The organism is Arsukibacterium sp., from assembly GCF_041616895.1.
Classification (GTDB): Bacteria; Pseudomonadota; Gammaproteobacteria; order Enterobacterales; family Alteromonadaceae; genus Alishewanella.
This window is the reverse complement of the sequence record NZ_JBFJPY010000186.1, coordinates 1-2,556: the sequence shown is the minus strand read 5'-3', so window position 1 is coordinate 2,556 and position 2,556 is coordinate 1. Positions and strand designations below refer to the sequence as shown.

General features: G+C 50.4%; 3 protein-coding genes. 1 reads left to right on the top strand and 2 read right to left on the bottom strand.

Going from position 1 to position 2,556, the window contains the following annotated elements; all coding sequences use genetic code 11:
• The first annotated feature begins 3 nt into the window (after positions 1 to 3).
• Positions 4 to 159, top strand: a complete 156-nt coding sequence (locus tag ABY802_RS16545) for a hypothetical protein (protein ID WP_372628220.1) — start codon at positions 4 to 6, stop codon at positions 157 to 159.
• Positions 160 to 183: 24 nt separating this feature from the next.
• Here ABY802_RS16545 and ABY802_RS16540 read toward each other — a convergent pair whose 3' ends face one another.
• Both ABY802_RS16540 and ABY802_RS16535 read right to left on the bottom strand, forming a co-directional pair.
• On the bottom strand, positions 184 to 1,425 hold the full coding sequence (locus ABY802_RS16540) for a serine hydrolase domain-containing protein (RefSeq protein ID WP_372628219.1): 1,242 nt from the start codon (positions 1,423 to 1,425) through the stop codon (positions 184 to 186).
• 111 nt (positions 1,426 to 1,536) lie between these two features.
• Positions 1,537 to 2,556 (bottom strand): M56 family metallopeptidase (locus ABY802_RS16535; protein ID WP_372628218.1); only part of this gene is annotated, 1,020 nt, incomplete at its 5' end.

Sequence of the window (2,556 nt, the reverse complement as noted above, 5' to 3'; positions counted from 1 at the left end):
GGCGTGCAGGCACTGGGTATTCACCCAATGAAAACTGACAAGCGTGATTTGGGCGATATCAACCTAACCGTGACCTTCGCCGGGGTAGACTTTATCCCCGGCCAGTTTGTCTATGCCGATAATAATGGGGTGTTGGTGGCGACGAAGCAGTTGGTTTAAGCGCTCACGCCAGAATAATAAAAGTTAAGGTTGCGCCGGCAGCCAATCAGGCGCTATTTTCCGCAAAAAAGGCCGGGTAATGCGGGCGGCCTGGCCGGCAAAATCACAGTAATTTTCTTTGACCGTATTAGTGTTCATTGACACCACTAGTTGTAGATCCGGGTACAACACTAACCAACTTTGCGCACCATCAGACACCCCACCATGATGCACCATACTTATAGAATGACTCAGTCGGTTTTCTTTATCACAAAACAGGTAGTCCTGGGAAAAATGACGCCAGCCCAGAGCATAACGTTGCTCATTTACCTCACCGCTGTTAAGGACTTGAGGCGTCCAGAACTCTTGTTGTAAAGCAGCAGGAATAAACTCCGGATTAAACCAGGCAGAGCCTAATTTTGCTAAATCAGCAGAACTTGCTATTAAGCCACCACCTGCCCATTTCTGGCTTAAATTTACCTGCCAGTGCTGTTTAGCGTAACCATCATAGGTGTGATAAAAGCTAACTCTGTCAGGTAACAACCGGTCGGCATAGTCTGCTGACAACGAATGCAATTGCAATGGTGTACTGACCGATTCCGCCAGATATTGCAAAAATGGCTGTTTAACGGCATGTTGCAATACGGCGCTGGCCAGATTCACATCAAAAGAGCTGTAATGAAAACCGTCCCCTGGGCTGAACAACAATTCACTGCCATCAAACACAGTTAGTGCATGTTCTACATTGGTATAGTTACGTTGCTTCAACAATGTTCTGATCGCACCGACTCTATCTGTGTTCTGCTGATAGCCTGGCAATCCAGCGGTATGGGACATCAATTGGCGCAAGGTAAAATGTTGCCAGGCCGGATTAGGTAAATCGGCCATATAGCGGCTGATCGGACTATCCAGATCAATGTGGCCGGCCGCCAACGCCCGGGCTAAGCTGGTGGCAGTAACTGCTTTAGAGGTACTACCAATCCGAAACTGGTTGTTGATACTGACCGCCTGGTTTGTTGCCACATCGGCATAACCCACTGCGCCTGCCCATATAAGCTTACCGCGCCAGGCGACAGCGGCCGTCACTGCCGGCAATTGTTGCTCCTGCTGTGCCAGAACCAGTTCGGCCATCGCCTGCTCCGCCGCCTGCCCGAACTCTTGCGCATACACCTCGTTTTGCTGGGGCACTGTTACAGCTAATGGCATCCAGCCGGAAAACCAGTAACCCAGTATCGCCACCCCGGCAACTAATACCAGGCCAAATAAACTTAATAGTATTTTTTTCATTAATTAGGCTCCGAGTTTATTTTTTACAGGCAAAGCTTCGCCATCAGCCTTAAAGAGACCTGCAATCACATTGATATTGAGTGAAAAGTGGTTACGGTTATCGTCGAATCGTCAGAGGCTGGCCCCCTGTGCCCGCAGATAGGTTCGGATCTCTTCGGTGGCAGCGCGGCTAAGCGCGGATCGTAGTTCCCGGCCATCCATCAGCGGTGCTTCAACTTGCAGATTAACTCTGGCACCGACGCTTACCAGATACTGCACCATTGCCAGGTCGCCAAGATAACTGGCATTGATCAGCGCGGTCTCATCAGCCAGCACTACCGCATTGACATCGGCACCAGCCGCGATTAATTGCTGAGCCAGTGTCAGGTTGCGCCGCTGTACGGCAATAATCAGTGCGTTGCCATCGCCTCTGCTGCTGGCATTGACATCGGCACCCGCTTTTAGCAAAACGTTAATCACTTCGGTGTTCTGATAACGCACCGCCACCATCAGTGGGGTGCCCTCGCCTGGCATGGCTTGATTTAGCAAATTATCTTCTTTAATCAGCTGCTGTACGGTTGGTAAATCGTTCTGCTTTATACTGCGGATCAACTCATCTAATGGCCCAAGCTGACTTAGCGTTATCTGCCCGTGCTGTTTCGGAAGTTTGGCAACGTGCCAATGCTGTGTCAGGCCATAAGTAAGCAGCAACATCACGGCTATCGTGGTAAGCATTACAACAGCCACCGGCGTTATTTTGCCAGCAGAGCCCTGTAATACCGTGCTGATACGCCGGGCCAGCAAAGGCTGTTGCTGCCAGGGCATGGCCAGTATTGCCGGCTCAGCTGTACTAATTTTCTTATTACAATCCAGCAGTGTCTGCGCATAACGATAAGGCTGGCTTAAACCGGCAATCACGGCAGCATCGCAGCTTAATTCCCGGTAGCTGTTTAACTGCCGGCTTAACATCCGCCACAGTGGACTGCAGCAGCAGACAATACCTGCCAACTGCTGTATGTAAAAAGCCATTAGATCACGACGCTGCCAGTGCATTCTTTCATGCTCAATAACATGCTGTAGTTGCTCTGCAGATAAGCTATGCCGCCACTGGCTGGGTATCAAAATTCTGGGGCGACGCAAGCCCAGCAACAT